This window comes from Anoxybacillus sp. EFIL, assembly GCF_013096955.1.
Classification (GTDB): domain Bacteria; phylum Bacillota; class Bacilli; order Bacillales; family Anoxybacillaceae; genus Anoxybacillus; species Anoxybacillus ayderensis.
Genome location: NZ_SDLH01000002.1, coordinates 497,927 through 522,318 on the forward strand (window position 1 = coordinate 497,927; position 24,392 = coordinate 522,318).

The window sequence follows — 24,392 nt, forward strand, 5'->3', positions numbered from 1 at the left end:
ATTATAATGTACTTGAAATGGTTGTGTAAACGTTCTATTTTTTTAGGATGGCTTGATACGTACATGAATTACAGCCTGATGGCATAATTTCTTCTGTGACTAGTTCAGCGTTTGTAAACAATACTTCTAACATCCCTTTTAAAAAGGCGTTATGCATATAACAGACGGAATCTGGATGTGCAAATGCAAGTTCTTTAAACGGACAGTTGAAAATTTCAAAATAAATTTTCCCTTGATTTTCGCTATAATGGAACGTCGGATAAAATCCTGCTGCTTCGGCCGCTTTTTGTAAAATGTTCATTTTTTCTTCCACACTTAACTGGTCAAGCGCTTGCATTGATTGAACGTGTTGTTGTACAAGTTCTTGACCGAATAACTTTCCTGTTTCATACAACGCTTGTTTCCCTGCTTCTCCGAGTTTCATCATCGCATGGATCGCAATTTTTGATAACAGCTGGTAGTCGCGAAACGGAAAATGAAGCTGAATGACATCATCAGATAGGCGGTATAGTCTGCTCGGTCTGCCGCCTTTTCCTGTTTTTTTCGTTTCGGATACAAGCATATTGACATCTTCAAGTTTTGTTAAATGAAGACGAGCGACGTTCGGATGAATATGAAAAGCATCAGCAATTTCTTGAACGGTTACTTCTTGATGTTTTCTAGCAATATACTGATAAATTTCGTAACGAGTCGGATCGGCAAGGACGCTTGTGATTTTTAATACTTGGTCCATTATGTCTCACTCCTATATGTTCATTCATTTACATTATAATACATGTATTTCCACAATGGAAATGCATATATAGGCCTTTTTCCCTATCTTTTTGTAACGTTCACAAAGTTTTAAAACAAATTACTGTACAAATATTAAACAAACATTATACAATATGTATAACATGAGTGGAGAGAGGAGTGTGTTGTCATGCTGACTGTATATATGCACCCGAGTTGTACATCGTGTCGAAAGACAAAAAAGTGGTTATGCGCCAACAATATTGAATTTCGTGAGCGTCATTTGTTTCGTGAAACACCGACCTATGAAGAATTGTTGCACTTATTGTCATTAACGACGGAAGGAATCGATGAAATTTTAGCAACGCGTAGCCAATCATTTAAGCAACTTGTTGAAAATGTTGAAGAGTGGCCGTTATCGAAAGTCGTTGAGCTACTTGTGAAAGAACCTCGTCTCCTTCGCCGTCCAATCATCACAGATGGCAAACGGCTCGTTGTTGGCTATAACCCTTCAGCGTTAAAAAACATCGCAAAAAAATATCGGCGCGTATGTGTTTCATGACGTTCACCCGCACATGGGTGAATATTTTTTTGAATTTTTTACGAATGAAGAAGGAATTTGACGAAACATGTTGAATAATGAAGGCGAAAAAAAATAGGGAAAGGGGGATGACGTTGCAGGCAATTGAACAGTTAGCTGATCGCTTAATTGAAGAAGCTTATATGCTTCAAGCTTCCGACATTCATATCGTTCCGCGTAAACAAGATGCGCTTGTGCAATTTCGCTTAGGGGGAATGCTCGTTACAAAAAATGTGTTATCGAAACAGACGTGTGAACGTTTGCTTGCCCACTTTAAATTTCTCGCTGATATGGATATTGGAGAACGTCGTCGTCCGCAAAGCGGAGCGATGGAAATGAACCTCACCCACACGACGATACATCTTCGTTTATCAACGTTGCCTACCATCTATGATGAAAGCTTAGTTATCCGCTTGCTTCCGTTACACTCATTTCTTCCGCTGAAACAACTCGCGCTCTTCCCTTCAATGGCAAAAAAGTTGCTCGCCTTATTAAACTATTCTCATGGGCTTATTATTTTTACAGGACCGACTGGATCCGGAAAAACGACAACGCTATACAGTTTGTTAAACGTATGTCGTCACCATTTTCAACGAAATGTTATCACGCTAGAAGATCCGGTTGAAAAGCGGGCGGAAGATGTATTGCAAGTGCAAGTAAACGAAAAAGCTGGTATTACGTATGCAGCAGGGTTGAAAGCGATTCTCCGCCATGACCCAGATGTCATTATGGTTGGGGAAATTCGTGATGCGGAGACTGCGCGAATTGCCGTTCGCGCCTCGTTAACAGGACATCTCGTGCTAACGACTATGCATACGAAAGATGCCGTTGGAGCGATTTATCGTCTTCTTGAGTTTGGTGTGCCATTTCAAGAAATGGCACAAACATTAGTCGCTGTAACAGCGCAACGTCTCGTACAATTGAAATGTCCGTTTTGTGAAGGAGAATGCTCACCTTTTTGTCGACAGTATCGACCTGTTCGACGAGCAGCTGTTTATGAACTGCTATATGGAAATGAACTGGCACAAGCGATGCGAGCAGCGAAAGGAGAGCAAGCGACATATATGTACACTCGGTTAAAAGATGTCATTAAAAAAGGAATTGCGTTCGGTTTTTTACATGAAAGCGTCATTGAAAGTTGGTTGTTAGATGAAGCGACGTTGTAATTGGTCGTTACAGGAGCAAAGTATGTTTTTCCTTCAACTCGGTAAATTGCTTAGTAAAGGGTATTCGCTTGCTCAAGCGATTGAGTTTTTGCAAATTCAACAACCTCCTGCAAAGCAACGCGATCTGGACGACTGTGTACACGCATTGCGATCAGGTGTGCCGATTCATGAAGTTTTTTCTCGCATCCAATTTCATTCTCATCTTTTAGCATATGTCTTTTTTGCCGAGCAACATGGACAACTTGCTCACGGATTGATAGAAGCAGGGGAAATCGGACAAATGAGGGCACGTTACGTTGAGCAAGTGAAACGTATGTTGCGTTATCCGTTATTTCTTTTTAGTTTTTGTATCATGATGTTTTTCATGTTTCAGCAAGTATTGGCTCCCCAGTTTTCTCATCTTCTTTCTTCGTTTCATGCTCGTTCATCTTTTTCTACTTTCATGTTTACTGCTACAGTATGGTTTCCGCGTATACTTTCTGCTGTGCTCATGATGTTCGTTTTCTTAGGCTTGTTTTATTTGTTTTTCATTCGCTCATGGCCCATTCATAAGCAAGTAGATTTGTTTATGAAGCTCCCGCTTGTCCGTTCATGGATTGTGTCATTTCATACGCAAGTATTTTCTTTACAATTAAGTCACTTGTTAAAAGGAGGGCTGTCTATTTATGAGGCGCTACAAATTTTTGAGCATCAATCCCACCTCCCATTACTGAAGGAAGAAGCGAAAATCATGAAACAGCAACTATGCGCAGGTGAAAAGCTAGATGAAATGATTCAGCAGCGGAAGTATTACGAAAAGGAACTGTCATTTGTCATTCGTCACGGGCAGTCGAACGGAGAATTAGTGCAAGAATTATTTCATTATAGCCAGTTTTCGTTGCAAAAATTAGAAAATCGTCTAAAAAAAATTGTATATATTACGCAACCACTTTTGCTTAGTTGTATTGGCGTTTTTGTTGTTTTGATGTATGTTGCTATGCTATGGCCTATTTTCCAACTGTTAAATCATATATAGAGGGGGATGTATATGAGAAATGAAAAAGGATTCACATTAATTGAAATGTTAATTGTATTAATGGTCATTACCATTTTAATTTTAATTACGATCCCAAATGTGACAAAACATAACAGTATGATTAATAACAAAGGATGTTCAGCGTTTTTAAAGATGGTTCAATCCCAAGTGAAAGCATATGAAATGGAGCATGGAACGATCCCGACGGTGCAACAGTTAGTAGATGGAAAATATATTGAAAGTAACCGCTGTCCAAATGGAAAAGCGATTGTCATCACGAGTAGAGGAGACGTTTTAGAAAGTGAATGAACGAGGGTTTACGTTGATCGAAATGTTAATCGTTCTTTTTGTTGTAACGAGCATCATGTCGTTTACCGTTCCACCGTTTCAGCACGTGTTAGCTGAGCGGCAGTTGCAATATTTTTTAGAACAGTTTAGGAATGATATGTTATATGCACAACAATATGCAATGAGTCGGAAAAAGACGGTAGCGATTATATTTTATTTCGACACATGTCGTTATCAAGTGAAAGAAGGAGGGACGTTTGGGAGGGAGCTCCTCGCTCGTTCCTTCCCTTCCCCTTTTCAATTTCAAATGGCTACGTTATCTCCGCCACTTTATTATTATCCGAACGGCAATGTGAATAAAGCAGGGACGCTTCTTGTTGCATACGGACATAAAAAATATAAAATCGTTTTTCAATTAGGGAAAGGGAGATTGTATGCACAAAAATTGTAACGGTTTCACGTTTGTTGAACTGCTCGTTTCGCTTAGTTTATGGAGCGGTTTAATCGCTATGTTACTCGCTCATTGGACAATTGTTGTTATAGAACGGGAAAACAAAAAAATAGAGACGATTGCGAATGAAATTTTATATGAGGCAATGATGAATGAACCTCGTGTAAACGAAACGGTCGTTGTTCGGGGAAAACGTACATTTTTATTATTTTTGCGGTCGAATGAGCGATGCGTTCGTTGGGAAGATTGGCTAAAAAGAACAAAGGAAAGATGTGAGCCATTGTTGCAATGATTCGAACAGAAAAAGGCTTTACGTTAATTGAAGTATTGATGTCGCTTACCGCCTTTTTAATCATTTTATCTTTATTGGCAACGGCATTTCATTTATCGTTGAACTATACAGCAAAACGCGGGAACTTTCACTATTTTGAATGGCTTGTTTTTATTCAACAAGCAAAAATGGAACTAAGGGAATCAAAAGACGTTCGGATATACGGGACAACGATTCAATTCGATAAATGGACGGGTGAGCGCGTGACGTACGAAAAGTATGGAACGATCATTCGTCGGCGTGTAAATGCTACCGGTCATGAAATTATGCTTCAATCTATTCAACATATATCGTATGAAAAAGAACAAACGGGCATTCGCATGCGAGTATTCACAGATAAGGGGGATGTATATGAAGCGTTTATCCCGTCTTTTCGATCATATGAAAAATGAACAAGGTGTTATTTTGCCGTTTACGGTCATGTGTGCGTTGTTTATAAGCGCTCTTTTTCTCCACGCTGTGGCATTGTATCATACAGACATACAGTTTTTTGAAGAAGAGAAAAAGTGGTATGAAGCAGATTATTTAATGAAACAAACGCTCATTCATGTGAAACAAACGCTTGCCAATGCACCGGAAAACGTGCCATCATTAAGCCAAACGATTTCATTTCCTCGCGGTCGGGCAACGTATCATGCAACGAAAAACGGAGCGGATGTTTGGTTTGTCAATGTATCATGTATAACGAATGCTCAATTTCGCTATGACGTTCAGTTTCAATTTCATGTATTAACAAACGACATTTCGGGGTGGAAAGAACTATACTAGAAAGGGAGAGAATATGAGGGCGATTTACTTAACAGGGTTTATGGGGGCGGGCAAGACGACGATTGGCCAACGATTAGGAGAAGTATTACAGCTACCTGTGATCGACACGGATGCATATATTGAGCAACAAGTTGGAAAAACGATTACGGAAATTTTTGAGGAAGAGGGGGAGGAGGCATTTCGAACGTACGAGCGTGAAACATTAAAAAAGCTTCCAACAGAACATGTCATTATTACAACAGGTGGCGGGATTGTCATTCAAGAAGAAAATCGTCAATTTATGCGCGAGCATGGAATCGTCATTTATTTACATTGTGAGTTACATGAATTGTTTCGTCGTTTAGCTGATGATACGACCCGACCGCTACTGATGGAAAATAAACAAAAACAAATAAAACAGCTATTTGAACAAAGACTTCCGTGGTATCGTGAAGCTCATATGACGATCGATACAACAAATCGTACGATTGATGACATCGTAGAAAACATCGTATCTTTGCTTAAATCACCTCGTTTTTGACGATACTAGCATCGAGGTGATGAACGATGGCAGGAAACGACTATGTTAAATTTATGACCGAACAAGTTGTGAAATATTTAGATCAACCAAAAGATGAACGGAAAAGACAAAGACAAGAGAAGAAACAGTTAAAAAAACAGCAAAAGCAGCCATTTTTATATCGTTGGTTCGGTGTCATTCCGTATGCCATTATGCTTTTATTTAAGCGAAAATAAGGCTAATACTAGCCTTATTTCGCTTGCAAATAAAATAACCCACCGTTAATAACTGAAATGTGAATTCTCGGTTCATATCTTTGTCGCAACGCTTCCTTTTCATTTTCATATTCTTCTTGTTTCTCCTCGACACCTTCATAAAAATGTTGCAGTAACGCTAAGTCTTCTTCCCAACGGGCGCGCGCTCCATCTGCCCACTCATGCGTTTCGGAGGCGATGAGACGTTCAACAAACGCTTCAAGACGTGCAAGTCCACTCATTGGCTTAATCAGTGGAGAAATCGTAAAACAATAATCTGGCACAGTGACGCCCCATTGTTTTTCTTTTAATACGTCGTAAAATGACTCGACGATTGTTCCGCTAATGAGATGAATACCTAATGATAATAAACGATCTTGTTTCCGATCGCATTCATATGAAAGCAATATGTTTGTATGAAGCCACGGATGAAGAGCGACAGATCGTTCGAATACTTGTTCATAGAGCCGAACGAACCGCCCGTTCATTTTAGCAATCGAAAAAATTTGATGAAGGCGTGGAGAACCAAAATGAATATACTCTCCTTGTTCGTGAATGGATCGTTTCGTGATGAGCGATAGTTGCAATGGTTCACCTACAGCACCGATGCGCTCAACATAATGCCAATAAAACGGGCGATTCATTAATTGTTTATCCATTTCGGTCGTGAGCTGAACACGTATATGTCCATCGCTACGTTCGAGAATTGGGCAATGGGTAGCGATAAAAAAACGTTCAAGAAAAGATTGGATGTCATCTTGCTGCATGTGTCCGTTCCTCCGTATTTGCTAAAATTTCTACAAAATTTTGCATTTTAATTTTCAGTTCTCCTTCGCTTTTTGATTGAGCAATCATGCGCTCCAAATGGTTCGAAAACGTTGGGGATTGTAGCTTCATTAAAATGTCATCTAATTCACCGACGACCCGTTCAAATAAACGAATTTTTTCGTACAGTAATGCAAATACATGTTCTTCGACCGTGTTGCGCACAACAAAATTATAAATGTGCACATCTTTTGTTTGTCCGAGACGATGAACACGCCCGATTCGTTGTTCTAGACGCATCGGATTCCAAGGCAAATCGTAGTTAATCACATGGTTGCAAAATTGTAAGTTAATCCCTTCTCCTCCTGCCTCTGTCGCGATAAGCACTTGAGCGCGATGTTGAAACAGCTCTTTCATCCAATCTTTTTTACTTCGTTTAAATCCGCCACGAAACGGTACAGAAGAAATACCGTGTTGTTTAAAAAACCATTGCAAATACAATTGGGTCGCTCGGTATTCTGTAAATACAATCACTTTATCGTTTATTGTTTGAATAAGTTCCAGCGCTTTTTTTGCTTTTGTATGTTCGGTGATTTCATTCATTTTTTGTAACAATGCACCAATGGTCGTTTCGATGTCCGGATGTCGCTCCATCATGCTTTTTAACGTGCAAAAAAGCGCTTCTTTACTACTACATATTTCACGCAATAACGTAATGTGTGACAACGATGTATCGGAAAAATGGGGCTTTGATTGTCGAATCGTCTCATATACGTTTCGTTCTGCTTCCGAAAAATCAATAAACATCGTTTCGACGTGCCGCTTCGTCCATTCAATTCCTGTATCGTGGCGACGATGTCGAATCATTACTTTTCGAATAAGTTCTTTTAAATGGGCATCATCATGTAATGTGCGTAGCTTTCCGTACCTTTTTTGAAATTGTTCGGCATTCCCTAAATGCCCAGGTTTCAGTAGAGAAACGAGATGAAAAATTTCTTCCACGCGGTTTTGAATCGGTGTCGCCGTCAACAGTAAGCAAAACTTCTTTTTTAATCCTTGGACAAATTCATAGTTTTTTGTTTTATTGTTTTTCAATTTATGTGCTTCGTCAATAATGACAATATCGTATGTTTGTTCATAAATGATATCCCGATGCGGTTGTTTTTTCGCTGTATCGATTGATGAAACGACAACGTCACATTGTTCCCATACGTAGCTTTTCCTTTGAGCAACGGCAGGAATAAAAAATTTTTCATTTAATTCTTGCACCCATTGCGAGACGAGAGAAGCGGGAACGAGAATAAGCGCCTTTTTCACAAGTCCACGAATCATATATTCTTTTAAAATTAATCCTGCTTCAATCGTTTTTCCCAGCCCGACTTCGTCCGCTAAAATGGCTTTTCCGTTCATTTGCTCGACAACTTGACGTGCAACATCGTATTGATGAGGTAAAATCGTTATATGTGGCAAATGTTTTGGCGCTTGTAGTCCATCAAACTGAGGAATAGTTAACGCTTTGGCTGATTCAAGCGCCAACTCGTACAATTCCCAGTTTGACCACGGACCGTCACGTTCGATGCGCGTCATAAATTCTTCCTTCCAACTTTTCTCCCAATGTACTGTGACGTTCATAAGTATCCCTCATTTTCCGAACATTTTCGTTTGAAATAAAAAAGAATTTACGTATTTTATTTATAAAAAGATGTTGCGACAAAAGAGAAGTTATAAGATAATAAAAAACGTAAGAAAGTTTATAAAATTGTTTTATTAAGTTCTTACATGTAGTGTGGCTCAAGAACGACAATTGTATACGGGCGGATGAGAACAAGGGGAGAGACTACGGAATGTAGCGCCGAAGGAGCAAGTGGCAACACGAATCTCTCAGGCAAAAGAACTCTTGTTTGACGCAGCTCTGGAGAGCGTTCACGAATGTGAACCACCCACGAGGACACCTATTACAGGGAAACTTTCAGGTGAAAGGACAGAGACTACCATATGACAATATGGGGGTCGTCTGTCTTTTTTTATGAACAAGGAGGGAGCATATGTTAAAAAGAACACCGCTATTTCCTCTGTATGCAGAGTATGGCGCAAAAACGATTGATTTTGGCGGTTGGGAGTTACCCGTGCAATTTTCTAGCATTAAAGAAGAACATGAAGCCGTACGGACGCGGGCAGGATTGTTTGATGTGTCGCATATGGGCGAGTTTGAAGTGAAAGGAAAAGATAGCCTTGCCTTTTTACAAAAAATGATGACAAACGATGTCGGAAAATTAACAAATGGTCGCGCCCAATATACGCTTATGTGCGATGAAGACGGTGGAACAGTTGATGATTTACTTGTTTATAAAAAAGGAGACGATCATTACCTTCTTGTTGTCAATGCCGCAAATATTGAAAAAGATTTTGCATGGCTTGAAGCGCATGTAGTGGGGGATGTTGAACTTGTCAATATTTCAAACGATATTGCGCAATTAGCACTACAAGGGCCGCTTGCGGAAAAAGTGTTGCAACGATTGACGACTGTTGATTTATCTAACATGAAATTTTTCGCTTTTGCCGATCACATCGATGTCGCAGGCGTTCAAGCGCTCGTGTCGCGGACAGGATATACAGGAGAAGACGGGTTTGAGCTATATTGCCGAGCAGAAGATGCCCAAACGCTTTGGCGAGCGATTTTAGAGACAGGAAAAGAAGACGGAGTGCTTCCGTGCGGGCTCGGTGCGCGCGATACACTTCGTTTTGAAGCGTGCTTGCCGCTTTATGGGCAAGAATTGGCGAAAGACATTACGCCAATCGAAGCAGGGCTTGGATTTGCAGTTAAAACGAATAAAGACGTTGACTTTTTCGGAAAAGAAGTGTTGAAAAAACAAAAAGAAGAAGGAACAACACGTAAACTTGTCGGCATTGAAATGATCGACAAAGGCATTCCGCGTCACGGATATGCAGTATATGTAAACGGTGAGCAAGTTGGTGTTGTGACGACAGGAACTCAGTCGCCAACGCTTAAAAAAAATATCGGCCTAGCACTGATTTCTACAGCGTATTCTCCCCTTGATACAGAAGTAGAAGTAGATGTTCGCGGGAAACGACTAAAAGCGAAAGTAGTGGCAACACCGTTTTATAAACGCACAAAATAATGTGAGGAGAGAGAGTTATGCTTCATCGTTATTTGCCAATGACGGAAGAAGATAAGCAACAAATGTTAGAAACGATTGGTGTGCAATCGATTGATGAACTGTTTTCTGATATTCCAGAAAGCGTTCGTTTTCAAGGCGAATACAACATTAAGCCGGCAAAATCAGAACCGGAACTAATGAAAGAATTAATGGCATTAGCCGCAAAAAATGCCGATATGAAGACATATACCTCATTTTTAGGAGCTGGGGTGTATGATCATTACATCCCGACGATTGTTGACCATGTCATTTCACGTTCCGAATTTTATACAGCGTATACGCCATATCAGCCAGAAATTTCCCAAGGGGAATTGCAAGCAATTTTCGAGTTTCAAACGATGATTTGTGAGCTAACGGGCATGGATGTTGCCAACTCGTCGATGTATGATGGCGGGACAGCGCTAGCGGAAGCAGCGTTGTTAAGCGCAGCGCATACGAAAAAGAAAAAAATATTATTATCAAACGCAGTGCATCCGGAATATCGTGATGTCGTGAAAACGTACGCAAAAGGACCGGGGCTTGAAGTGGTAGACATACCGTATAAAAATGGTGTAACGGATCTTGACGCTCTTCAAGCAGAAATGAATGAAGATGTCGCATGCGTCATTGTGCAATATCCAAACTTTTTCGGACAAATCGAACCGCTAAAAGAAATTGAACCAATCGCTCATGCGCATAAAGGGATGTTTGTTGTCGCAAGCAATCCGCTTGCGTTAGGTGTATTAACACCACCAGGTCAGTTCGGTGCAGACATCGTCGTTGGCGATGCGCAACCGTTTGGCATTCCAGCCCAATTCGGTGGTCCACATTGCGGTTATTTTGCGGTGAAATCGGCGCTCATGCGCAAAATTCCAGGGCGTCTCGTCGGACAAACGACGGATGAAGAAGGGCGACGCGGCTTTGTTTTGACGTTGCAAGCGCGTGAACAACATATTCGCCGCGACAAAGCGACGTCAAATATTTGCTCGAACCAAGCGTTAAATGCGCTCGCCGCATCGGTGGCGATGACCGCGCTCGGCAAAAAAGGTGTAAAAGAAATGGCGACGATGAATATTCAAAAAGCGCATTATGCAAAAGAAGCGTTCGTCAATCATGGATTTGATGTCGTATTTACAGGACCGTTTTTCAACGAGTTTGTTGTTCGACTGAACAAGCCCGTAGCGGAAGTAAATAAAAAGCTGTTGGAAAAAGGGATCATCGGCGGCTACGATCTCGGGCGCGATTATCCAGAACTGCAAAACTGCATGTTAATTGCGGTCACAGAATTGCGCACGAAAGAAGAAATCGACACGCTTGTGAAAGAATTGGGGGATTGTCATGCATAAAGATCAACCGCTTATTTTTGAATTAAGCAAGCCAGGACGAATCGGATATAGCTTACCAGCACTAGACGTACCAGCAGTCGATATTGCACAAGTCGTTCCAACCGATTACATTCGGCAAGAAGCACCGGAGCTTCCTGAAGTGTCAGAGCTTGACATTATGCGTCATTATACAGCGCTATCAAAGCGTAACCACGGGGTTGATTCCGGCTTTTATCCGCTTGGATCTTGTACGATGAAATACAATCCGAAAATAAATGAAAACGTTGCTCGCTTCGCTGGATTTGCCCACATTCATCCGCTTCAGCCGGGAGAAACGGTGCAAGGGGCGCTTGAATTAATGTATGACTTACAAGAGCATTTAAAAGAAATTACCGGCATGGATGCGGTGACGTTGCAGCCGGCTGCTGGTGCGCATGGAGAATGGACAGGACTGATGATGATTCGCGCCTACCATGAAGCAAACGGCGACTACAATCGCACAAAAGTCATTGTCCCTGATACGGCGCACGGAACAAATCCTGCGTCGGCAACAGTTGCCGGGTTTGAAACGGTGACGGTGAAATCGACGGAAGAAGGGCTTGTCGATTTAGACGATTTACGCCGCGTCGTCGGTTCAGATACAGCCGCGCTTATGCTCACAAACCCAAATACGCTCGGTCTTTTTGAAGAAAATATTTTAGAAATGGCAGAAATCGTGCATGCCGCAGGTGGAAAGCTGTATTACGACGGGGCAAACTTAAATGCGGTGTTAAGCAAAGCACGCCCTGGCGATATGGGCTTTGACGTCGTGCACTTAAACCTTCATAAAACGTTTACTGGTCCGCATGGCGGCGGTGGCCCTGGGTCTGGTCCAGTTGGTGTGAAGGCGGATCTTATTCCATTTTTACCGAAACCGACGGTGGAAAAGGGAGAAGATGGATACTATTTCGACTATGACAGACCAAAAGCGATCGGCCGCGTGAAGCCGTTTTATGGCAACTTCGGCATTAACGTTCGCGCCTATACGTATATTCGTTCGATGGGGCCAGACGGCTTAAAAGCAGTGACAGAGTATGCGGTATTAAACGCTAACTACATGATGCGTCGCTTAGCGGAATATTACGACTTGCCATACAACCGTCATTGCAAGCACGAGTTTGTCCTATCAGGAAAGCGGCAAAAGAAATTGGGTGTGCGCACGCTTGATATTGCAAAGCGCTTGCTTGACTTCGGCTACCATCCGCCGACGATTTACTTCCCATTGATTGTCGAAGAGTGCATGATGATCGAACCGACGGAAACGGAGTCAAAAGAAACGCTCGATGCGTTCATTGATGCGATGATCCAAATTGCGAAAGAAGCGGAAGAAACGCCGGAAATCGTCCAAGAAGCACCGCATACAACGGTCGTCAAACGATTGGATGAAACGACGGCGGCCCGCAAACCGATTTTGCGTTATCGGAAATAAAAAAAGGTGCCAGGCGTTTTGGCTTGGCACCTTATTTTTTCTTCACCTTTCCTGTCCACATTTTAAATCCACCTTTTAAGTGGTAAAGGTCGCGATATCCTTTTCGGTAAAGCATTTGTGCCGCACGGCCGCTGCGAAGTCCGCTTTGGCAATATAAATAAATCGGCTGGTCTTTACGCAATTCTTTCATGCGTAAACGCAGTTGTGAAAGTGGAATGTTACGTGCTCCTAAAATGTGACCGGCAGCGTATTCATCTGGTTCGCGAACGTCGATGAGTTGCGCTTTTCGATAACCTGCGCGGAACTCTTCTTCCGTAAGCGTTTTAACGACTCGCTTTTGGTAAAAGTATGTAATTACCGCGTACACAATGATTGCTCCGAGAATAATAAGAACTGTCGTCATGCTTACCCTCCTTTTTCATCGTTGCCACGTCTATTATATAAATGTTTCGTCCAAGAAGCAAAGCATTTTCCATTGACTTATTATGTTTGCTACACTATAAAATGATAGAGGAAAGGGTGGAGTAGATGGAAAAAGAAGTATGGCGATTTATCGACTCAGGCAATTGTTCCCCAGCGTTTAATATGGCGCTTGATGAAGCGTTGTTAGAATGGCATAGTGAAGGACACTTTCCACCGACCATTCGGTTTTACGGTTGGAACCCACCGACGCTTTCGATCGGCTATTTTCAAAAAGTCGAAAAAGAGATCGATATGGATGCAGTAAAAAAATACGGACTTGGCTTTGTGAGACGCCCAACAGGCGGACGTGGTGTGCTTCATGATAAAGAGTTAACGTATAGCGTTATCGTATCAGAAGCGCATCCAGCTATGCCGCAGACGGTGACGGAAGCGTATCGCGTCATTTCACAAGGCATTTTGGAAGGATTTCGTTTCCTTGGGCTTGATGCGTATTTTGCCGTTCCAAAAACAGAAGAAGAAAAAGCGGATTTAAAAAACCCACGCTCAGCTGTTTGTTTTGACGCACCGTCTTGGTATGAGCTCGTTGTCGAAGGAAGAAAAGTGGCAGGAAGCGCCCAAACTCGACAAAAAGGGGTCATTTTACAACATGGCTCGATTTTATTAGACTTAGATGAAGAGATGCTTTTTAGCTTGTTTAAGTATCCGAACGAACGAGTGAAAGAGCGGTTGCGACAAAATTTTAAAAACAAAGCGGTCGCAATCAATGAGCTAACCGATCGAAAAGTGACGATCGATGAGGCGAAAGAAGCATTTTTCAAAGGATTTGAAAAAGGTTTAAACATTCAGTTGGAACGATATGAATTAACCGATGATGAGCGGCTGTACGTTCAGCAACTAGCGAGAAATAAATATGAAACAGATGAATGGAATTTTAAAAGGTAAATTTTCCTCTTGACAAATAAAAAACACTTGACTTAATTATCAATATGTAGTATGGGTTTTGTAAAAAAACATACTACATATTGATTTTTTAATTGATTATTGTTGTCGATATATGGTAGTTTAATGTAGTAAGATTATGTTGGAAGAGGAGAGGTAAACATGACGGTTGCGTTTTCTGAAAAAATGACGGTGAATGTGGACAAGTTGAATGAAGACATTCGCCTATTTCCACAAGTGCACCCGATTACTCCTGAGATGCACATTACATATAAGGGTGTGTCGCGCTTAGTGATGCTTGATCGCTATTCGTTTAAAGATACGGAAAAGTTGACGCTAAGCGTCGGGGATTTTGTCGTTTTAACAGTGAAGGAAGATCCGAAGTTTCCGGCGCGTGGGCTTGGGTTTATTGTCGAGTTGGATTGGGAGAGTAAAAAAGCACACGTGCTTGTGGAAGAAGAATATCGCCATGTGCTAGAAGGGGACGAGGCGAAAACAGGCATTGTCGTTCGTTCTCTTGATGTTATTGAAAAACCATTAGAAATTTATTATGAGCAAATTGCAAAGCGGAACGCAACCGGGCTAGCCGCTGTTGAGCAAACGGAAGAAAAACGGCAAGAGTGGTTCGAAAAGTTTTATGAACAGCTTGTCAGTCTAAATTTCGTTCCAGCAGGGCGCGTATTATATGGAGCAGGTTCTGGAACAGAAGTGACGTACTTCAACTGCTACGTCATGCCATTTGTGAAAGACTCGCGTGAAGGTATTTCTGAACATCGCAAACAAGTGATGGAAATTATGAGCCGCGGTGGCGGTGTCGGAACGAACGGTTCTACCCTTCGTCCACGCAATACACTCGCGCGAGGAGTAAATGGAAAATCGTCCGGTTCAGTGTCATGGCTTGACGACATTGCAAAACTGACCCATCTTGTCGAACAAGGTGGAAGTCGCAGGGGCGCTCAAATGATTATGTTAGCCGATTGGCACCCGGACATTATTGAATTCATTATTTCAAAAATGCAAAATCCACGCATTTTGCGCTATTTGCTTGAAAATACAGAAGATGAAGGCATTCAAAAAGCAGCGAAAGAAAAACTAAAGTTTACACCGCTTACTGAACAAGAGCGCGCGATGTATCAAGGAATTGTTAACTACAAAAACATCCCAGGATACGGCGGCTTTTCAGAAAAAATTATTAAAGACGCGGAAGAAAAGTTGCGGACAGGCGGAACGTATAGCGTGCACAATCCGGACTTTTTAACAGGGGCGAACATTTCCGTTTGCTTAACGAAAGAGTTTATGCAGGCAGTAGAAAACGATGAAGAATACGAATTGCGCTTCCCAGATGTTGAAACGTACTCGGAAGAAGAAATGCGCATCTACAACGAAAAATGGCATGAAGTCGGCGATGTGCGTGAATGGGAGAAAATGGGCTATCGCGTTCGCGTCTACCGGAAAATTCGCGCGCGCGAGCTATGGAAGCTCATTAACATTTGCGCAACGTATTCCGCCGAACCAGGCATTTTCTTTATCGACAACGCCAACGACATGACGAACGCAAGAGCGTACGGACAAAAAGTTGTCGCAACAAATCCGTGTGGTGAGCAGCCCCTCGCACCTTATTCTGTGTGCAATTTAGCTGCAATTAATTTGGCGAATATGGTCGATAAAGAAAAGAAAGTTGTGGATTATGAAAAATTAAAGCGGACGGTTGAAGTCGGTGTCCGCATGCAAGATAACGTTATTGACGCAACCCCGTACTTCCTTGAGGAAAATAAAAAACAAGCGCTTGGGGAGCGCCGCGTCGGTCTTGGCGTCATGGGACTAGCGGATTTGCTTATTTATTGCGAAAAAGAGTACGGTTCGGAAGAAGGAAATCAGTTAGTTGACGAGCTGTTTAAAACAATTGCGACAACGGCGTATCGTGCGTCGATTGAGCTTGCGAAAGAAAAAGGAAGCTTTCCGTTTTTAGTTGGTGAAACAGAAGAAGAAACGATGAAATTGCGTGAAGCGTTTATTCACACCGGTTATATGAAAAAAATGCCGGACGATATTCGCCAAGATATTTTAAAATACGGCATTCGCAACTCGCATTTATTAACGGTTGCTCCGACTGGATCCACAGGGACCATGATCGGCGTGTCCACAGGACTTGAACCATATTTTTCCTTTTCTTATTATCGAAGCGGCCGTCTAGGTAAGTTTATTGAAGTGAAGGCGGATATCGTTCAAGAATATTTAGATAAACATCCAGAAGCAGATCCGAACAACTTGCCGCATTGGTTTGTAACCGCGATGGATTTATCGCCAGAAGCGCATGCGGATGTACAATGCATTATTCAACGTTGGGTCGATTCAAGCCTCTCGAAAACGGTGAATGCACCGCGCGGCTATACGGTCGAGCAAGTGCAAAAAGTGTACGAGCGTTTATGGCGAGGTGGTGCAAAAGGTGGAACAGTCTATGTTGACGGTAGCCGTGATGCGCAAGTATTAACATTAAAAGCAGAAGAACATGCGGTCGAAGAGCAGCTAGAGCTTCTGCCAGAAGAACCGAAAAAGCGAGCTGTTGCGCTTGTTGAAACGATCCCAGATTTACGCGCAACGGACGTCACAATCGGTTCGGAAGTCGGAAACATTTGTCCAGTATGCCGTGAAGGAACGGTCGAAGAAATCGGTGGCTGCAACACGTGCACAAGTTGCGGTGCCCAATTAAAATGTGGCTTATAACGTAAAAAGGGACGGGAAAACCCGTTCCTTATTTTATTACAAAAATTGTATTTCATCACCTCATGCGAATAAACCATACTAACATTGAGGTGATTGTATGAAGCCATTTATTCCTCAGCTTGTTTATTTTGAGCCCGAAGCGCTGAATTATCCGCTCGGTAAAGAGCTATATGAAAAATTTACGAATATGCATATCGACATTCGCGAAACGACATCGCATAACCAAGTGCGCGGCATTCCGGGAGATAACGAGCTTCAGCAATATCGCAACGCAAAATCAACGCTTGTTGTCGGTGTTCGGCGCACATTAAAATTCGATACGTCTAAACCGTCCGCCGAATATGCGATTCCTCTTGCGACGGGGTGCATGGGGCATTGTCATTATTGTTATTTACAGACGACGCTTGGAAGCAAGCCTTACATTCGTGTGTACGTCAATCTGGATGATATTTTCGCTCAAGCGAAAGCATATATTGATGAACGCGCTCCAGAAATTACGCGCTTTGAAGCAGCTTGTACGTCCGATATTGTCGGCATCGACCATTTGACACATGCTTTAAAAAAAGCGATTGAATTTATTGGAGCGACGGAATATGGTCGGCTCCGTTTTGTTACAAAATATGAACATGTCGATCATTTGCTTGATGCAAAACATCATGGAAAAACACGCTTTCGTTTTAGCGTCAATTCACGGTATGTTATTCAAAACTTTGAACCGGGGACGTCTTCGTTTGACGCACGGCTAGAGGCGGCGCGAAAAGTGGCGCATGCTGGCTATCCGCTCGGATTTATCGTCGCTCCGATTTATATGCATGACGGTTGGGAAGAAGGATATTTTGAGCTGTTTGAACGACTGAATACAAATTTGCAAGGCATCGACTTAACGGATTTAACGTTCGAATTAATCCAACATCGCTTCACTAAACCGGCGAAAACAGTTATTCAAAAACGATATCCGAAAACGAAGCTCGATCTTGACGAAACGAAACGAAAATATAAATGGGGACGATACGGCATCGGGAAATATGTGTATCAGGATGAAGAGGCGAATCGGTTAAATGACACGATTCGCTCGTATATTGCACAATTTTTTCCCGAAGCGACAATTGAATATTTTACGTAAATAGTTGTCATGCTTGGTAAACATGTTATAATCATAATGATTGCGGATGTTTGTTTAGGAGGGGAACGTATGCCAACACCAAGCATGGAAGATTATATTGAACAAATTTATATATTGATCGAAGAAAAAGGATACGCTCGCGTGTCAGATATTGCTGAAGCGTTATCTGTTCATCCCTCCTCTGTGACAAAAATGGTTCAAAAGCTTGATAAAGACGAATATTTAGTATATGAAAAGTATCGCGGGCTTGTGCTTACTCCAAAAGGAAAAAAAATCGGTAAACGACTCGTGTATCGTCATGAGTTGCTTGAACAATTTATGCGTCTCATTGGCGTCGATGAAGAAAACATTTATCGCGATGTTGAGGGAATCGAACATCATTTGAGCTGGAACGCGATTGACCGCATCGGTGACTTAGTACAATACTTTGAGGAAGATCGGTCACGTCTTGAAGCGCTTCGCAACATTCAAAAGCAAAACGAGCAAGAACAGGCATAAACGCTTGTTCTTTTTTGTTTTTTTATGCTCAATCTCTCCCATTTTTCATACATATATGGCGAGGGAGGGAAGGGCATGGAGATTGACGGTGTGTTTTCTGGTGGAGGAGTCAAAGGTTTTGCGTTAATTGGAGCATATGAGGCGATCGAAGAAAAAGGTTTTCGTTTTAAACGGCTTGCTGGTACGAGCGCAGGGGCGCTTATTGCTTCGTTTATTGCGGCGGGATTTACAAGCAAGGAAATTGTGGACATGATCGAAGAAATGAATTTAATGGACTTTCTCGATGAGAGACATACAATCATCCCGTATGCATGGTTAAAATGGCTCGTCCTTTATTGGAAAATGGGGTTATATAAAGGAGAAAAGCTCGAACGATGGATCGCAGAGCAGTTAAGTAAAAAAGGTGTGTACACGTTTGCTGATTTGCCGCATGAACGATTGCGCGTCGTCGCTTCCGATTTAACGAATGGGACGATGCTTATTTTGCCAGATGATTTGCCGAAATACGGCATTGATCCTCTCCGCTTTTCCGTCGCAAAAGCAGTAAGAATGAGCGTCGGCATTCCTTATTTTTTTGAGCCTGTACAGTTAAAGACAGATGAAGGAAAGCATATTGTCGTTGATGGCGGCTTACTAAGCAATTTTCCGATTTTTTTATTTGATGAAGAGCGAAAAAAGCGGCCTGTTCTAGGCATCAAACTAAGTGCAAGACAAGCGCAAAAAGCAAAAAAGAAAATTAATAATGCCATTGATTTGTATGAAGCGTTGTTTCAAACGATGCGCGAGGCGCACGATGAACGATACATTTCGCGCCGCCATGAAAAAAATATCATTTTTCTGCCTGTCAAACATGTCGTTGCCACCGATTTCTCAGTAACGGATGAAGAAAAAAAGAAGCTCATTTCGTTTGGGAAAGAGCGCACCAAACAATTTTTGAAAACGTGGACGTATTAAAAGAAAAAATCGGGTTAAAAAGAAGCCCGATTTTTTTTCTTTCCTTTTTTTCCTTCAATGACTGTTAAATGAGTAGCGTGCTTTTTCTTTAAAGCGGTTGGGCGCGGTTGTTTTTTCGACGTCGGCTTCGTTTTCTGGTGGTGGAGCTTTTTCGATTGTTTTACCGCTTTTTGATACGAACGACTAAAGCTTTGTCTTTGTATCCATTTATATATGCCATAAAAGACAGCTGCGACCAATCCGATGAGAAACACTTGTTTTAACAACTGCATCGGATCGTTCCATAGACGATAAGAAAACCCAACAATAGCGAACACAATAAGCAAAGTGATAAGCGGGAATGGGCGCCGACGCAATCGATCCACCTCCTTTATGTTACACCACTTCTTCTTGCTCGTTCGTCGCTTCTCCCTCTAACTCAAGCAAACGTTGAAATGATGCGATAGCTACTTCCACTTGATCGTCAGTCGGTTCTTTCGTTGTTAATAGTTGTAGCCATAAACCAGGATAGCCTAACCAACGCAACACAGGAACATGCCGCAACGCGTTTGTTAGTTGTAATACTTCAAAAGACAATCCTAGTACAACTGGAATAAGTGCTAGTCTGTTTAGCACGCGCACCCAAAGCGGTTCGGTCGGGACGAACATGTAAACGAATACGCCGATGATGACAGTAAATAAAATGAAGCTGCTCCCACAACGATAATGAAGACGAGACTGTTGTTGTACATGTTCAACCGTCAACGGTAAACCATTTTCGTAGGCATTAATTACTTTATGTTCCGCTCCGTGATATTGAAACAATCGTTTGACAAGTGGCGTAAGCGAAATAAAGTAAATATAACCTAAAAGTAAAAGAAGTTTAAAACATCCTTCTACAAGTATTTGTGCTGTATTCGATGGGAAAATCGGTCTCGTTAATTCAGCCAAAAATACAGGAATAAGGGTAAAAATAAATTTTCCGAATAGAAACGATAATACTCCAATGAGCGCAACGCCTAAAATCATCGTCCATTTGGACGGGGTTTCAGCTTGCAACGTTTCATCTTCGGTCGGATCGAGGTCGTATCGTTCGCTTGAAAATTGTAAATGTTTCGATCCGTTTGCGCTTGCTTGAATAATGGCAAAAATGCCGCGAAGAAACGGAATTTTTTTAAATGAAGCAAGCGTTTTGTTTGTTTCGCGTGGAACGTGAAAATACTCAATCGAACCGTCTTTGCGGCGAATAGCTGTGACAGAATGATGGCGTCCAGCAAACATGACTCCTTCAATGACCGCTTGCCCACCATATACGTTTTTACTCATAAGAAGACACCAACCTATTTTCTTTTTTCTTATATTCTACAAGAAAACGATAAAAACCTCTAGGTCGATGTATTGTTTGCATTTGTATTGTTGCCAAAAATGAGAAACGATACACATGAGATCCAACATTTTGGACAAGATAAAAACGGAGGTGATGACTGTGCAAACAAAAACGAAACAAGATGCACAACTTGAACAAAACAAAAGAGAAAAACCAATGCCCGTTTTAGCAAAAGTCGCGCTGATCGGCTTTATTGGGGGCGTGTTTTGGAGCTTCCTCGCATATTGTGCTTATTTTTTTCATTTTACAGAAGTCGCGCCAAACTTCATTTTGCAGCCGTGGGCGATCGGCGATTGGAAAAACGGAGCGCTCGGTCAGGCAATTGCCATTTTGTTCATTGGCCTTGCTTCTGTCATTGCTGCGCTTCTGTACTATGCTTTTTTAAAAAATCGTCAAGGCATTTGGCCGGGAGTTGCTTTCGGCATCGGGTTATGGGTGCTTGTTTTTTACGTATTAAATCCGATTTTTCCTCAATTAAAAGCCGTTCCACAACTTGAGCGAAATACAGTTGTAACGATGGTATGCTTTTACATTTTATATGGGATGTTCATCGGTTATTCCATTTCGTTTGAAGTTGCAGAGATGAGGCGACAAAAACAGGTCGATGTGGTAAAATAACCATATGTATTTTCATCAGTAAAGGGGGGAGAGGGGGAATGGTTCGATTCCTCCTTTTAAACGGTCCGAACTTAAATCGTCTCGGTATGAGGGAGCCGCACATTTATGGGCATACGACACTTGCTCAACTAGAAAAACAGCTAACGGAATTTGCTAGTGAATATGGGGCGGAGTTAACGTGCTATCAAAGCAATTATGAAGGGGCGTTAATTGACCAAATTCATCGGGCGGAATCGTTATATGACGGGATCATTTTCAATCCTGGGGCATTTACGCATTATAGTTATGCGTTGCGGGATGCGATTGCAAGCGTACAGACACCAGTCATTGAAGTACATATTTCAAACATTCATGCAAGAGAGGCGTTTCGTCATCAATCTGTTTTAGCTCCGGTGACAGCAGGGCAAATTGTCGGACTTGGTGTGAACGGATATCGGTTGGCGATTTTAGCGTTGCTTGATATGGTTGAAGGGAAGGGGAAATAACATTGGATAAAGTACAAAAACTTCGCGCACAATTTGCTGAGCACGGCATTGATGGATTTCTTATTACGAACGAATATAACCGTCGCTATATGACAAATTTTACAGGAACAGCTGGTGTCGTTTTAATTAGCGAAACAGATGCCGTATTTATTACAGATTTTCGTTATGTCGAACAAGCAACGAGACAAATTGAAGGATATGAAATTGTGCAACATACACAAACGCTCATCGAAGAAGTAGCAAAACAAGTCGAGCGATTAGGTATTCAAAAGCTCGGATTTGAACAAGACCATCTCTCATATGCAACGTTTTCCGCATATGAAAAAGCGATCAAAGCGATGCTTGTTCCTGTTTCAGGTGCGGTGGAAAAGTTACGCTTGATTAAGTCGGAAGCAGAGATTAAGATATTAAAGGAAGCAGCCGAGATTGCCGATGCCGCTTTTCGTCATATTCTTCATTTTATTCGCCCAGGTGTCCGTGAAATAGACGTGGCAAATGAGCTAGAATTTTTTATGCGCAAACAAGGGGCGACAAGTTCATCATTTGACATCATCGTTGCTTCTGGTGTTCGCTCAGCGTTACCGCATGGGGTGGCGACAGAGAAGGTCATCGAAAAAGGCGAACTCGTCACGCTTGATTTTGGCGCATATTATAAAGGGTATTGTTCCGATATAACGAGAACAGTCGCCGTTGGAGAGGTAAGTGACGAGTTAAAGCGCATATATGATGTCGTATTGCAAGCCCAGCTTCGCGGTGTCGAGCATATTCGTCCGGGAATGACAGGGCGAGAGGCGGATGCGCTCACACGCGATTACATTTCTGCTTGCGGATTTGGTGAGTATTTTGGGCATTCCACAGGTCATGGACTCGGCATGGAAGTGCACGAAATGCCGGCGTTGTCGATGCGTTCGGATACTGTGTTACAGCCGGGGATGGTTGTGACGGTCGAACCAGGCATTTACATAGCAGGATTAGGCGGTGTTCGCATTGAAGATGACATCGTTATTACAGAAAACGGCAATGAGCGGCTCACTCTTTCACCAAAAGAACTCATTACTTTATAGACGTAGGAGGAAATGAACATGATTTCAGTAAACGATTTTCGTACAGGCTTAACGATTGAAGTTGACGGTGACATTTGGCGTGTCATTGAATTCCAACATGTGAAACCAGGAAAAGGAGCGGCGTTCGTTCGTTCAAAACTTCGCAACTTGCGCACTGGCGCGATTCAAGAAAAAACGTTCCGCGCGGGTGAAAAAGTAAACAAAGCACAAATCGACAACCGTAAAATGCAATATTTATATGCAAACGGTGATCAACATGTATTCATGGATATGGAATCGTACGAGCAAATCGAACTTCCTGCAAAACAAATTGAGCATGAATTAAAGTTTTTAAAAGAAAACATGGAAGTATTTATTATGATGTATCAAGGCGAAACGATTGGAGTCGAGTTGCCAAACACAGTTGAGTTAAAAGTTGTTGAAACAGAGCCAGGCATTAAAGGGGATACAGCATCTGGCGGTTCAAAACCAGCAACGTTAGAAACGGGTCTTGTCGTTCAAGTTCCGTTCTTCGTCAACGAAGGCGATGTATTAATTATTAACACAACAGATGGCACATACGTATCACGTGCGTAATGGAAAATCGTAAAAAGAAGGAAATTCAGCTTGTTGACATAGTCAACAAGCTGAATTTCGTATATGGGATATTTAAAGTTTTAACACCATTCGGATCGTTTTTAACACATGACCATCAAATTCCTCATCAAACTCTTTCACAACCTCAAAACCTTTAGCTTCATAAAAGGTTTTTCCGATTTGATTATCTTTTTCAACATTTACATAAATTTTATTTACACCGTTTATTTGCATCCCTTTTTGTAACAAGGCTGAGCCGATTCCTCTGCCTTGTTGTTCTGGATGAACATAAATAGCCCATAATTCAACCTTTCCATCTTCTCTCACTGAAGAAAAATTAGCAAATCCTACAATGTTGTTTTCTATTTCAGCTACAAAAAGAGTAGAGTGTTGTAATCGTTGTTTCATTCGCTCGTCGCTGTAAGCCGATTTTAAAAAATTTTCTTGCACATCTGAAGGAATAATTCCTTTGTAAGTAACATTCCAAGTCGTTTTTGCTATATCTTGAACTTGTTTTACATCTTCTTGTTTCATTTTACGAATGACGTATGCCATCCTTATCGTTCCTTTCAATATTTTATTTCACATGTTATTCAGTGTTTTAAATTGCTCGATTAAACCTGTTAGCCATTTCACCATAAATCTGTTCAAACGTTTGTGGTTTTTCAAATCATTCTTCTTTTTGGAAAAAATAGGGCTCTTCACCACAAGTTGTACTTGATCATTTAAGATCGGTGTGCATATAGAAAATAGGGGTACAAAAAATGCGAATTTTCCTGTATGGTAAAGGTGACCAAACCAAACCATTGGAGGAAAATTCGC

At 41.8% G+C, this 24,392-nt stretch carries 30 protein-coding genes and 1 riboswitch; of the genes, 22 read left to right on the plus strand and 8 right to left on the minus strand.

All coding sequences use genetic code 11. The features are described from left to right. Positions 1-34: 34 nt before the first annotated feature. Complete coding sequence (locus tag ES017_RS05620; RefSeq protein WP_021095215.1) at positions 35-733, minus strand: helix-turn-helix transcriptional regulator; 699 nt, start codon at positions 731-733, stop codon at positions 35-37. A gap of 189 nt (positions 734-922) precedes the next feature. On the opposite strand from ES017_RS05620, the gene ES017_RS05625 reads away from it, so the two are divergent. The 10 genes from ES017_RS05625 (at position 923) to ES017_RS05670 (ending at position 6,066) form a co-directional block, all read left to right on the plus strand. Further along, positions 923-1,294 carry a Spx/MgsR family RNA polymerase-binding regulatory protein gene (locus ES017_RS05625; protein ID WP_021095216.1) on the plus strand — a complete coding sequence of 124 codons (372 nt, stop codon included), beginning with the start codon at positions 923-925 and terminating at the stop codon, positions 1,292-1,294. Positions 1,295-1,407: 113 nt separating this feature from the next. Then, complete coding sequence (comGA, locus tag ES017_RS05630; RefSeq protein WP_021095217.1) at positions 1,408-2,478, plus strand: competence type IV pilus ATPase ComGA; 1,071 nt, start codon at positions 1,408-1,410, stop codon at positions 2,476-2,478. Further along, positions 2,462-3,493, plus strand: coding sequence for a competence type IV pilus assembly protein ComGB (comGB, locus tag ES017_RS05635; RefSeq protein WP_035063299.1), 1,032 nt, complete (start codon positions 2,462-2,464; stop codon positions 3,491-3,493). Before comGA ends, comGB begins: the two co-directional genes overlap by 17 nt. A gap of 6 nt (positions 3,494-3,499) precedes the next feature. Continuing rightward, positions 3,500-3,802 (plus strand): competence type IV pilus major pilin ComGC, encoded by a 303-nt coding sequence (gene comGC, locus ES017_RS05640; RefSeq protein WP_042893999.1) that lies wholly within the window; start codon positions 3,500-3,502, stop codon positions 3,800-3,802. Then, the gene (comGD, locus tag ES017_RS05645) at positions 3,795-4,232 is read left to right on the plus strand and encodes a competence type IV pilus minor pilin ComGD (protein WP_021095220.1); all 438 of its coding nucleotides are present in this window, start codon (positions 3,795-3,797) and stop codon (positions 4,230-4,232) included. The genes comGC and comGD overlap by 8 nt, the downstream gene beginning before the upstream one ends. Further along, positions 4,216-4,524: a competence type IV pilus minor pilin ComGE gene (comGE, locus tag ES017_RS05650; RefSeq protein ID WP_021095221.1), complete on the plus strand. Its 309-nt coding sequence runs from the start codon at positions 4,216-4,218 to the stop codon at positions 4,522-4,524. Before comGD ends, comGE begins: the two co-directional genes overlap by 17 nt. Further along, a complete protein-coding gene (gene comGF, locus ES017_RS05655; RefSeq protein WP_021095222.1) occupies positions 4,521-4,955 on the plus strand; it encodes a competence type IV pilus minor pilin ComGF in 435 nt (144 codons plus the stop codon). Before comGE ends, comGF begins: the two co-directional genes overlap by 4 nt. After that, on the plus strand, positions 4,915-5,331 hold the full coding sequence (gene comGG, locus ES017_RS05660; protein ID WP_021095223.1) for a competence type IV pilus minor pilin ComGG: 417 nt from the start codon (positions 4,915-4,917) through the stop codon (positions 5,329-5,331). The genes comGF and comGG overlap by 41 nt, the downstream gene beginning before the upstream one ends. A gap of 13 nt (positions 5,332-5,344) precedes the next feature. Beyond that, complete coding sequence (locus ES017_RS05665; protein WP_021095224.1) at positions 5,345-5,851, plus strand: shikimate kinase; 507 nt, start codon at positions 5,345-5,347, stop codon at positions 5,849-5,851. Between the two features lie 26 nt (positions 5,852-5,877). Further along, positions 5,878-6,066: a YqzE family protein gene (locus tag ES017_RS05670; RefSeq protein WP_019416934.1), complete on the plus strand. Its 189-nt coding sequence runs from the start codon at positions 5,878-5,880 to the stop codon at positions 6,064-6,066. A gap of 14 nt (positions 6,067-6,080) precedes the next feature. Here the strand turns inward: ES017_RS05670 and ES017_RS05675 are convergent, their stop codons facing one another. Together ES017_RS05675 and ES017_RS05680 are read right to left on the minus strand one after the other, a co-directional pair. Beyond that, the gene (locus ES017_RS05675; protein ID WP_021095225.1) at positions 6,081-6,851 is read right to left on the minus strand and encodes a YqhG family protein; all 771 of its coding nucleotides are present in this window, start codon (positions 6,849-6,851) and stop codon (positions 6,081-6,083) included. Beyond that, complete coding sequence (locus ES017_RS05680) at positions 6,838-8,481, minus strand: DEAD/DEAH box helicase (RefSeq protein ID WP_021095226.1); 1,644 nt, start codon at positions 8,479-8,481, stop codon at positions 6,838-6,840. The genes ES017_RS05675 and ES017_RS05680 overlap by 14 nt, the downstream gene beginning before the upstream one ends. A gap of 186 nt (positions 8,482-8,667) precedes the next feature. Beyond that, a riboswitch (glycine riboswitch) is annotated at positions 8,668-8,756 on the plus strand. Between the two features lie 138 nt (positions 8,757-8,894). Here ES017_RS05680 and gcvT point away from each other — a divergent pair. From gcvT to gcvPB, 3 genes are read left to right on the plus strand one after another with little or no spacing between them, the layout of a single operon-like run. Then, positions 8,895-9,989 carry a glycine cleavage system aminomethyltransferase GcvT gene (gene gcvT, locus ES017_RS05685; RefSeq protein WP_075038971.1) on the plus strand — a complete coding sequence of 365 codons (1,095 nt, stop codon included), beginning with the start codon at positions 8,895-8,897 and terminating at the stop codon, positions 9,987-9,989. A 17-nt stretch (positions 9,990-10,006) separates the two neighbouring features. Next, entirely contained in the window at positions 10,007-11,353 is a 1,347-nt protein-coding gene (gene gcvPA / locus ES017_RS05690; RefSeq protein ID WP_021095228.1) for an aminomethyl-transferring glycine dehydrogenase subunit GcvPA, read from the plus strand. Next, positions 11,346-12,800: an aminomethyl-transferring glycine dehydrogenase subunit GcvPB gene (gene gcvPB, locus ES017_RS05695; RefSeq protein WP_021095229.1), complete on the plus strand. Its 1,455-nt coding sequence runs from the start codon at positions 11,346-11,348 to the stop codon at positions 12,798-12,800. The genes gcvPA and gcvPB overlap by 8 nt, the downstream gene beginning before the upstream one ends. A gap of 31 nt (positions 12,801-12,831) precedes the next feature. Here gcvPB and ES017_RS05700 read toward each other — a convergent pair whose 3' ends face one another. After that, positions 12,832-13,203, minus strand: coding sequence for a rhodanese-like domain-containing protein (locus ES017_RS05700; RefSeq protein ID WP_009373925.1), 372 nt, complete (start codon positions 13,201-13,203; stop codon positions 12,832-12,834). 125 nt (positions 13,204-13,328) lie between these two features. Between ES017_RS05700 and ES017_RS05705 the strand changes: the two genes are divergently transcribed. The 5 genes from ES017_RS05705 (at position 13,329) to ES017_RS05725 (ending at position 19,461) form a co-directional block, all read left to right on the plus strand. Further along, complete coding sequence (locus ES017_RS05705) at positions 13,329-14,165, plus strand: lipoate--protein ligase family protein (protein ID WP_021095230.1); 837 nt, start codon at positions 13,329-13,331, stop codon at positions 14,163-14,165. Positions 14,166-14,324: 159 nt separating this feature from the next. Continuing rightward, positions 14,325-16,886 carry a vitamin B12-dependent ribonucleotide reductase gene (locus ES017_RS05710; RefSeq protein ID WP_171334836.1) on the plus strand — a complete coding sequence of 854 codons (2,562 nt, stop codon included), beginning with the start codon at positions 14,325-14,327 and terminating at the stop codon, positions 16,884-16,886. 97 nt (positions 16,887-16,983) lie between these two features. Beyond that, complete coding sequence (splB, locus tag ES017_RS05715; RefSeq protein ID WP_021095233.1) at positions 16,984-18,009, plus strand: spore photoproduct lyase; 1,026 nt, start codon at positions 16,984-16,986, stop codon at positions 18,007-18,009. 69 nt (positions 18,010-18,078) lie between these two features. Further along, positions 18,079-18,507, plus strand: coding sequence for a transcriptional regulator MntR (gene mntR, locus ES017_RS05720; protein WP_009373920.1), 429 nt, complete (start codon positions 18,079-18,081; stop codon positions 18,505-18,507). Between the two features lie 75 nt (positions 18,508-18,582). After that, on the plus strand, positions 18,583-19,461 hold the full coding sequence (locus tag ES017_RS05725) for a patatin-like phospholipase family protein (protein WP_021095234.1): 879 nt from the start codon (positions 18,583-18,585) through the stop codon (positions 19,459-19,461). Positions 19,462-19,475: 14 nt separating this feature from the next. On the opposite strand, the gene ES017_RS05730 is transcribed toward ES017_RS05725, so the two are convergent. Both ES017_RS05730 and ES017_RS05735 read right to left on the minus strand, forming a co-directional pair. Further along, positions 19,476-19,817, minus strand: a complete 342-nt coding sequence (locus ES017_RS05730) for an SA1362 family protein (RefSeq protein WP_021095235.1) — start codon at positions 19,815-19,817, stop codon at positions 19,476-19,478. 19 nt (positions 19,818-19,836) lie between these two features. Further along, a complete protein-coding gene (locus ES017_RS05735) occupies positions 19,837-20,766 on the minus strand; it encodes a DUF1385 domain-containing protein (RefSeq protein WP_171334837.1) in 930 nt (309 codons plus the stop codon). A gap of 115 nt (positions 20,767-20,881) precedes the next feature. On the opposite strand from ES017_RS05735, the gene ES017_RS05740 reads away from it, so the two are divergent. Genes ES017_RS05740 through efp form a run of 4 tightly spaced genes read left to right on the plus strand, consistent with a single transcriptional unit; the run spans position 20,882 to position 23,570 of the window. After that, on the plus strand, positions 20,882-21,445 hold the full coding sequence (locus ES017_RS05740) for a YqhR family membrane protein (protein WP_171334838.1): 564 nt from the start codon (positions 20,882-20,884) through the stop codon (positions 21,443-21,445). A 38-nt stretch (positions 21,446-21,483) separates the two neighbouring features. After that, a complete protein-coding gene (aroQ, locus tag ES017_RS05745) occupies positions 21,484-21,930 on the plus strand; it encodes a type II 3-dehydroquinate dehydratase (RefSeq protein ID WP_171334839.1) in 447 nt (148 codons plus the stop codon). Between the two features lie 2 nt (positions 21,931-21,932). Continuing rightward, positions 21,933-22,994: a M24 family metallopeptidase gene (locus ES017_RS05750; protein ID WP_171334840.1), complete on the plus strand. Its 1,062-nt coding sequence runs from the start codon at positions 21,933-21,935 to the stop codon at positions 22,992-22,994. 18 nt (positions 22,995-23,012) lie between these two features. Further along, positions 23,013-23,570, plus strand: a complete 558-nt coding sequence (gene efp, locus ES017_RS05755) for an elongation factor P (RefSeq protein WP_004889583.1) — start codon at positions 23,013-23,015, stop codon at positions 23,568-23,570. A 72-nt stretch (positions 23,571-23,642) separates the two neighbouring features. Here the strand turns inward: efp and ES017_RS05760 are convergent, their stop codons facing one another. Both ES017_RS05760 and ES017_RS15740 read right to left on the minus strand, forming a co-directional pair. Further along, positions 23,643-24,125 (minus strand): GNAT family N-acetyltransferase, encoded by a 483-nt coding sequence (locus ES017_RS05760; protein ID WP_171334841.1) that lies wholly within the window; start codon positions 24,123-24,125, stop codon positions 23,643-23,645. 27 nt (positions 24,126-24,152) lie between these two features. Beyond that, positions 24,153-24,392 (minus strand): hypothetical protein (locus ES017_RS15740; RefSeq protein WP_216367428.1); only part of this gene is annotated, 240 nt, incomplete at its 5' end.

Coding starts and splice junctions, on each gene's coding strand:
- ES017_RS05700 (WP_009373925.1), bottom strand. CDS start 13,203: ATGACGACAGTTCTTATTATTCTCGGAGCAATCATTGTGTACGCGGTA.
- ES017_RS05760 (WP_171334841.1), bottom strand. CDS start 24,125: ATGGCATACGTCATTCGTAAAATGAAACAAGAAGATGTAAAACAAGTT.
- gcvT (WP_075038971.1), top strand. CDS start 8,895: ATGTTAAAAAGAACACCGCTATTTCCTCTGTATGCAGAGTATGGCGCA.
- comGC (WP_042893999.1), top strand. CDS start 3,500: ATGTATATGAGAAATGAAAAAGGATTCACATTAATTGAAATGTTAATT.
- ES017_RS05620 (WP_021095215.1), bottom strand. CDS start 733: ATGGACCAAGTATTAAAAATCACAAGCGTCCTTGCCGATCCGACTCGT.
- aroQ (WP_171334839.1), top strand. CDS start 21,484: ATGGTTCGATTCCTCCTTTTAAACGGTCCGAACTTAAATCGTCTCGGT.
- comGF (WP_021095222.1), top strand. CDS start 4,521: ATGATTCGAACAGAAAAAGGCTTTACGTTAATTGAAGTATTGATGTCG.
- mntR (WP_009373920.1), top strand. CDS start 18,079: ATGCCAACACCAAGCATGGAAGATTATATTGAACAAATTTATATATTG.
- ES017_RS05725 (WP_021095234.1), top strand. CDS start 18,583: ATGGAGATTGACGGTGTGTTTTCTGGTGGAGGAGTCAAAGGTTTTGCG.
- ES017_RS05675 (WP_021095225.1), bottom strand. CDS start 6,851: ATGCAGCAAGATGACATCCAATCTTTTCTTGAACGTTTTTTTATCGCT.
- gcvPB (WP_021095229.1), top strand. CDS start 11,346: ATGCATAAAGATCAACCGCTTATTTTTGAATTAAGCAAGCCAGGACGA.
- ES017_RS05705 (WP_021095230.1), top strand. CDS start 13,329: ATGGAAAAAGAAGTATGGCGATTTATCGACTCAGGCAATTGTTCCCCA.
- splB (WP_021095233.1), top strand. CDS start 16,984: ATGAAGCCATTTATTCCTCAGCTTGTTTATTTTGAGCCCGAAGCGCTG.
- ES017_RS05625 (WP_021095216.1), top strand. CDS start 923: ATGCTGACTGTATATATGCACCCGAGTTGTACATCGTGTCGAAAGACA.
- efp (WP_004889583.1), top strand. CDS start 23,013: ATGATTTCAGTAAACGATTTTCGTACAGGCTTAACGATTGAAGTTGAC.
- ES017_RS05710 (WP_171334836.1), top strand. CDS start 14,325: ATGACGGTTGCGTTTTCTGAAAAAATGACGGTGAATGTGGACAAGTTG.
- ES017_RS05670 (WP_019416934.1), top strand. CDS start 5,878: ATGGCAGGAAACGACTATGTTAAATTTATGACCGAACAAGTTGTGAAA.
- ES017_RS05740 (WP_171334838.1), top strand. CDS start 20,882: ATGAGATCCAACATTTTGGACAAGATAAAAACGGAGGTGATGACTGTG.
- gcvPA (WP_021095228.1), top strand. CDS start 10,007: ATGCTTCATCGTTATTTGCCAATGACGGAAGAAGATAAGCAACAAATG.
- ES017_RS05665 (WP_021095224.1), top strand. CDS start 5,345: ATGAGGGCGATTTACTTAACAGGGTTTATGGGGGCGGGCAAGACGACG.
- comGE (WP_021095221.1), top strand. CDS start 4,216: ATGCACAAAAATTGTAACGGTTTCACGTTTGTTGAACTGCTCGTTTCG.
- comGG (WP_021095223.1), top strand. CDS start 4,915: ATGAAGCGTTTATCCCGTCTTTTCGATCATATGAAAAATGAACAAGGT.
- ES017_RS05735 (WP_171334837.1), bottom strand. CDS start 20,766: ATGAGTAAAAACGTATATGGTGGGCAAGCGGTCATTGAAGGAGTCATG.
- ES017_RS05680 (WP_021095226.1), bottom strand. CDS start 8,481: ATGAACGTCACAGTACATTGGGAGAAAAGTTGGAAGGAAGAATTTATG.
- comGB (WP_035063299.1), top strand. CDS start 2,462: ATGAAGCGACGTTGTAATTGGTCGTTACAGGAGCAAAGTATGTTTTTC.